8 protein-coding genes are annotated in these 6,311 nt (G+C 48.3%); 5 read left to right on the plus strand and 3 right to left on the minus strand.

Features of this window, described 5'->3' with window-relative positions:
* Genes CZ787_RS06105 through CZ787_RS06115 form a run of 3 tightly spaced genes read left to right on the plus strand, consistent with a single transcriptional unit; the run spans position 1 to position 2,978 of the window.
* Positions 1 to 2,004, plus strand: a complete 2,004-nt coding sequence (locus CZ787_RS06105) for a hypothetical protein (RefSeq protein WP_087107239.1) — start codon at positions 1 to 3, stop codon at positions 2,002 to 2,004.
* Positions 2,005 to 2,013: 9 nt separating this feature from the next.
* Positions 2,014 to 2,550 carry a hypothetical protein gene (locus CZ787_RS06110; RefSeq protein ID WP_087107242.1) on the plus strand — a complete coding sequence of 179 codons (537 nt, stop codon included), beginning with the start codon at positions 2,014 to 2,016 and terminating at the stop codon, positions 2,548 to 2,550.
* On the plus strand, positions 2,547 to 2,978 hold the full coding sequence (locus tag CZ787_RS06115) for a hypothetical protein (protein ID WP_087107244.1): 432 nt from the start codon (positions 2,547 to 2,549) through the stop codon (positions 2,976 to 2,978). Before CZ787_RS06110 ends, CZ787_RS06115 begins: the two co-directional genes overlap by 4 nt.
* Before the next feature lie 133 nt (positions 2,979 to 3,111).
* Here the strand turns inward: CZ787_RS06115 and CZ787_RS06120 are convergent, their stop codons facing one another.
* A complete protein-coding gene (locus CZ787_RS06120; protein ID WP_087107246.1) occupies positions 3,112 to 3,396 on the minus strand; it encodes a hypothetical protein in 285 nt (94 codons plus the stop codon).
* Between the two features lie 27 nt (positions 3,397 to 3,423).
* Positions 3,424 to 3,657 (minus strand): DUF1654 domain-containing protein, encoded by a 234-nt coding sequence (locus CZ787_RS06125; protein WP_087107248.1) that lies wholly within the window; start codon positions 3,655 to 3,657, stop codon positions 3,424 to 3,426.
* A 252-nt stretch (positions 3,658 to 3,909) separates the two neighbouring features.
* Here CZ787_RS06125 and CZ787_RS06130 point away from each other — a divergent pair, with 252 nt between their 5' ends.
* Both CZ787_RS06130 and CZ787_RS06135 read left to right on the plus strand, forming a co-directional pair.
* Entirely contained in the window at positions 3,910 to 5,193 is a 1,284-nt protein-coding gene (locus tag CZ787_RS06130) for an AAA family ATPase (RefSeq protein ID WP_087107250.1), read from the plus strand.
* Positions 5,193 to 5,855, plus strand: a complete 663-nt coding sequence (locus tag CZ787_RS06135) for an RloB family protein (RefSeq protein ID WP_087107252.1) — start codon at positions 5,193 to 5,195, stop codon at positions 5,853 to 5,855. The genes CZ787_RS06130 and CZ787_RS06135 overlap by 1 nt, the downstream gene beginning before the upstream one ends.
* 88 nt (positions 5,856 to 5,943) lie before the next feature.
* Here CZ787_RS06135 and CZ787_RS19220 read toward each other — a convergent pair whose 3' ends face one another.
* On the minus strand, positions 5,944 to 6,270 hold the full coding sequence (locus tag CZ787_RS19220) for an endonuclease (RefSeq protein ID WP_087107254.1): 327 nt from the start codon (positions 6,268 to 6,270) through the stop codon (positions 5,944 to 5,946).
* Positions 6,271 to 6,311: the final 41 nt, after the last annotated feature.

The following is a 6,311-nucleotide window of genomic DNA, read 5'->3' on the forward strand; positions in this document are numbered from 1 at the left end:
ATGGTTAGCGCACCCCAGGTTGAAGATCCGCGTAAGTGGGATTTTGAATACAACGACCGTGAGGAAATGATATTCAAACAAAACACCCTCAACCAGTGGCGTTTTGATTTTTCAGAACAGTTAAAAACGATGTGCGACGAGCTGAATATAGAGTTTAAGTTTGTCGCAGAGAGCCGCATCGACATTACGCAGAAAACCGGCCAGGTGGCCACCGACCGGCAGCACGTTGACCAGCAAAAGCAGGCAATCGACAACGTTAAAACGCACGTTGATCAGCAGCGCGAGAGCATCGACACCACCGCTGGGCAAGTGAATGCCAACGCCCAGCAGGTGGCCACGGATAAAGCGGCGGTAGCGCAGGACAGACAAGCGGCTGCGCAGTCTGCGAGCGCTGCCAACGACTCAGCCGGTGCCGCCCAGAAAGCGAAAAACGACACCGAAAACCTGTACGGCGACCTGGACGCCGTGCGCGCCGCCCGCGACGAAGCGGGGCAGTCAGCCCAGACAGCAGGCCAGCAGGCAACTGCGGCAGGGCAGCAGGCGCAGGCGGCAGGGCAAGAACGGGCTAAAGCGGAGACGGCGAAAGAAGGCGCTGAGGCAGCCCTGCGGAAAGCGATTGAAGCGGCGGAAGCGGCGAACGTTGATATAGATAAAGCGCTTGAAAACTACGTGCCGCGCAGCGGTGCGGATTTGGGTGGTAATGATTTAAAGGCCAAACTGACCCATAACAGCGGGTATTTCTACATTGGAGCGTATAACAGTAGCTACGGTGCGGGATCACTGCGCGTTTATTGGAATGACGACGATAAACAGCTGCACATGGGCGGCGCTACGCTGACCCACGTTAATGTACGAAATTCTGACGTAATAGGCCGTAAGGCCATCACTAACATGAACCTGGTTGGCCCGGGCAGTAGTGACACCGCAGCCACGGTATTTGCCTTACAGGCAGATGGGCGTTCACCCACTATTCGAGATGATGTCCATGATGCTCGTGCGTCAGGGATGTATTACGGCCTGTCCCCTGATAACGCTCCAGGGGGTTGGAACGGGCATTACCATTGGTCTAACTACAACCCTAGCTATCAAAAGTTTCTATTTCTCCCGCAAAATGTAGCTAACCGATTGTTTATCGGAGGGAATCATAATGGGGTTTGGTCCACTCCCGTAGAGGTCTGGACTGCTGACAATCTCAAGTTAACGGTCAACGGGGAAAACGTAGAGGTAGGTGGTCTGGTGTCCGCCCAAGGTCTGAACCTCCCTAACGGCGTGGAACTACGAGGAGTAGCAGCAAGAGGCCTTGAGATAACGCGGCCCCATGGTTCGGTAGAGATCGGGAACCGCAACAGCGGGCATACCCACTATTTAAGTTCTGCGGACTCGCATTATTTCTACGGGAAGGTAACAAGCCAGAGCGGGTTTTATGGTAATGGCAGTAACCTGACAAACCTGAATGCGGCAGAGTTGAGGTCGGGCACCATACCCTACGCCCGCGTCCCATCAACGTCGAGTCGCACCAGTTCAAGCACGTCGCACGCACTAAACGCAGCGGCTATGAACGCACACCGTACCAGCGGTGATCACGATGGCCGCTACTACACAAAAAGCCAGGTCAATTCATTGCTGGCTAGCGAAGGGGTCGAAACCGGCTCAAACAGCAACGGCCGGTACTACAAGCACCCCGATGGGCGGCTGGTGATGCACTGTGGAGTAAAAACGTTCACAACAGACCCCTCGACAGGTCGCTACTTACTGGCAAATGTAACGCTGCCCTACACCCCGCATTCCAGTGCCGAGCATTATGTAACGCTCAATGGATCATCAGATGCGAGCGACTACAGCAGTGGCGCGACGCCTCTTCATATTGGACGCACATTAACAAAACCGGCACGTCAAAGCGGCGGTTCCGTTGTTGAGGTGCGTGTAGCACAAACTAACGGGAGCAATTATCTGGGTGGTGCCACTGCAAAAATGAGTGTGCTGATCGAATCCCGCTGGAAATAGGAACCCGATATGAAAGTGTTAATAGCTGATAAACCACTACATCACGACTACACAATCAGCGGCAACGTAATTAACGGCCTCGACCTCTCCGTATTCCCCCCTGATGCCGTTTTCAGCGGTAATGAGGCAACGGACGCAGCAGGGATCTACCACGTCGAGTGGCGCGATGGTGAGTTATACGTAACCCTGGCGCAGCACGGTTTAACGTATGAGTGTGAGCCGGTTAATGGCTCGAATGATTGGTTCGGCACGGGTGAGTGGATAGATGCTGAGGACTACGACCCTGAGCGTTGCTACATCGTGGCCACCAGCGCGCCTGATGATGCGAATTATGAAAAACGTGATGACGGCTGGACGGTGACTGTGCCGGTAGTAGAAGAACCGGAGCCAGACCCCGCAGATGAGCCGGTAGAGGAACCGGAATCCGTAGAACCCCCGCCGCCGGTAGCACCCCCAGACCCGGGGCCGATGGATGAGCCAGAGGAAGAAGAGGTAGACACGGGTCCAATCTATGAGCCAGCAGACGAGAGTGAGGTGGCCGAGTGAGCGCACAAGCACAAGAGCAGTGGTGGGTAACCAAGCCTACTCAAGAGGATCAGTTGAACGCCGCCCGTGCCGTCAAAATTGACGAAATCAACGCGGCGTACGTCGAGGTAGTGACGCCACTTATCAGGGACTACCCGCAGATCGAGCGAGACACCTGGTGGGCGCAGGAACCGGAGGCCACCGCGTATTTAGAGTGGGAAGAGTTCGGCGGTGATAGCGACCCACCACCCACGCCGGTACTCGATAACATCCTGCTGGGCCGCAACGGCGAAGACGGTACCGAGACGCTGCACGATTTAAGCCTGGCCGTGCTTGATAACGCACAACGATTCACCGAAGCGCAGAGGCTGACCGGCAAACGCCAGCGGCTGGTGAAGCTAGCGCGAGCAGCGAAAACGCAGGAGGCCTTGGACGCTATTAGCTGGTAGGGCACAAAGCGCAGCAGACATGGCCGCCTTGAGCGGTTTTTTGTGCCTGTAAGATATGGCTTACAAAACTGTAGCAATTATCGTACACGCCTAATTCCCTGATAATGCTATGTTGCCTTCGGGGAATGGAATATCATTTTTGCCAAGGACGGCGCACTACCCCAGTCTCCCCACCTGCACTCAATCGCCACACGCCCTCAGTAATTTGATCAGTCCGACGTATCAAAAAGAGCACGGTGCCCGGTGTCGACATATCGCCCGCATTGAGCCGGTTAACGGCTATTCGCCCGCTGAATAGTTGCCCTTTCCAAATGATATGAAACTCAATCAGTTTATGACCGGGCGGCGCTGCACGGCGCAGGCTAACCCAGTTTTTTCGCTCAAGCCGCTTGCGCCAGAATGTTTCGCTATATCCCACGCCAGCCTTTCCCGCCGCTGCGCATGCTCACGACATTGATTCTTCTGGATTCCAGCGTACCCGAACTAGTTCGCCATCATCATCAAGCGGAGTCATCGTCACGTTTTCAACTGTTCCAAGCTCGGCAAGCATGCGTGCCCAGTCATCGGTGCTGTCTTCGGGCTGGCGTTGAATCTCTGCGCAGTGCTCTGACTGAGCGCGAGGGCTGTTGATTTTGCGCTGAACCCGACTGACCAGGACTTGATAGGTTTTCTCTGACATAAGCGCCTCTTTGGTTTACTGGAAAAACATACAGTATTGGGTGTGGAGTATAGTCAGGGGTAGCTAGATAAATCTAGGTGTGTGGTCGCAATTTGGTCGCAGACTGAGTGCGACCAGCGTGCTGTGTAAGCATAGGGTGTGACTTAGTAAAGTATTTTGACAAATTTTGTCAAAAATTGCGCTCAGAGGGGGGGTGTGCTAAAAATAGATTTATAATGCACATGAATTAAAACTTAATTAGGGGTAAATGCAATGCTGATCGAATTTAGTGTCACTAATTTTCGTTCAATTTTAGATCGGCAAGCCCTCAGCCTATCCATGGCTAAAGGCGATGAGCTAGTAGAAGAAAATACTTTTAAAGTAAATGCTTTTAATGAGTTTAACCTTTTAAGATCTGCTGCTATCTATGGAGCTAATGCCAGTGGTAAAACAAATTTTTTACTAGCTCTAATGGTCATGAAGGATATGGTGGCTAATTCAGCTTCTGGTAAACAAAGAGGTGATCAGCTTCCTGTCGTTCCCTTTAAACTCGATAAAGAATCGAGTTTAAAACCGAGTGAATTCGAAGTAACGTTTATTGTCGATAATATTAGGTATCAATATGGATTTTCGGCTACTGAAGACAAGGTTTATGATGAGTGGCTTCTTGCTTATCCAAAAGGGCGTGCCCAGAGATGGTTGGATAGACAATGGAATGAAACTACGAATGAATATGATTGGGACTTAGGTAACAATCTATTTGGTGAAAAACAAATGTGGCAGAAGTCCACTAGAGATAACGCTTTATTTTTGTCTACAGCTGTTCAATTGAATAGCAAGCAGCTTGAGCCGCTCTATGATTGGTTTAATAAATTTTTAAGGATGGCCGGAGTAAACGGATGGGGCATGGGATTTAGTGCTTCACTTTGTGAAAAAGAAGAAAAGAAAAAAATTCTAGATTTTCTAAAAGCAGCTGATTTAGATATTGACGATATTAAAGTTGAAAGCGAACCTTTTGATGTAAGCTCTTTACCTGACGATATTCCTCAAACTGTTCGTAATGAGATTGCTAGAGATATGAAAGGTAAGAAAGTATTAGATATTAGTACTATTCACAAGGCTAGCGATGGCTCTGATGTTGTTTTTGATATTGAAGATGAATCTGAAGGAACTAAGAGACTTTTTGGTTTGGCTGGGCCGTGGGTAGATGTTTTAGCTAACGGTTATGTATTGTTTATTGATGAGCTCCATAATAATCTACATCCAAAGTTAGTCAAATTTCTTGTCTCTCTATTTCATAGCAAGGAAACCAACCCCAAAAATGCTCAATTAGTATTTACAACGCATGATACCTCTATTTTACATCAAGATGTTTTTCGTAGAGATCAGGTTTGGTTTTGTAGTAAAAATAAATCGCAGGCTACTGAAATTTATCCATTAACAGATTTTAGCCCAAGAAAAGGAAGGGAGAATCTTGAATTAGGTTACTTGTCTGGTAGATATGGAGCTATCCCTTTTACAAAAGAAATCAATCCGATGTGGAAAGGGCATCAATAATGGGACAAGACAACTTACATCATAAGAGAAAAGCTAGATCAGCTAAGCAGCTCAATCGGAAAAAAGCAAAGCGTGATCCTTATTCTAAGATTTTAATCGTATGCGAAGGAAAAAAAACCGAGCCTAATTACTTTGAAGAAATCCAAAAGTGTTACGAGCTTAATACTGCTAATGTGGAATTGATTGGCACGGGGTCCAGTCCGAGAAATATTTTGGAATATGCTCGCCAAAGGTATCGTGAAGAGAAAGATTCAGGTGATGGGTTCGATAAAGTTTTCTGTGTGTTCGATAGAGATAGTCATACAACATACGACGAAACGGTAGGCAATATTAATCAAGCAGTTCCGAAAAGCACTTTCGTAGCTATAACATCTGTACCTAGTTTTGAATACTGGCTGTTAATGCATTTTATATACTCTACAAAGCCTTATGAAAATTTGTCTGGAAACACCGCAGCAAACCAAGTGCTTGATGAGGTAAAGGCTTATTACTCCGAATATACAAAAGGTGGTAAAGATGTATTTGCTCATCTTTTTGAGGCGTTGCCTTCAGCAAAAGCTAATGCGAAGAGGTCGCTAGAAGAGGCTATTAGGAACGATAATTTTAATCCATCAACAAAAGTACATGAGTTAGTGGATTTTTTGCAGAATATCAAAAAATAATTTTGAAAGTCGGAACCTCTTGGAAGTTATAAGGCCGCATGCTGAATGCGGCCTTATATGAAGCATTGTTGTACATTGAATTTTGTAACTAATGACAAATAGAATTACAAGGTACTTCATCGCTATCTCCATCAAGGCGCCCATTCCCGCACTGAAGAAAATGGAAATATGCTTCCTCACAAGAAGTCATCTGGCCACAGTTCTTGCGCTCGTCGCATCTAAACTCCGTCATCGGCTCTGAAAAAATGGTTTCAGTGAGCTGTCTAGGCCCCAGCGGCAGCTCTTCATTGCTTACATACGGGTTTCCATTGCCCTGGATTGCCGCAATTCGCCGGTTTCTCTCCAACTCCCACTCATCGACAGGATCCATGCGGTTCCAAGCTTCAAACAACTGCTGCTGTGGTAATCCCCCCATTTATAACCGGGGCGATAAGTAGAGTTGGTTAGGCAGCCATT

The sequence above is a fragment of the Halomonas citrativorans genome, assembly GCF_900163645.1.
In the GTDB taxonomy this organism is placed as follows: Bacteria; Pseudomonadota; Gammaproteobacteria; order Pseudomonadales; family Halomonadaceae; genus Vreelandella; species Vreelandella citrativorans.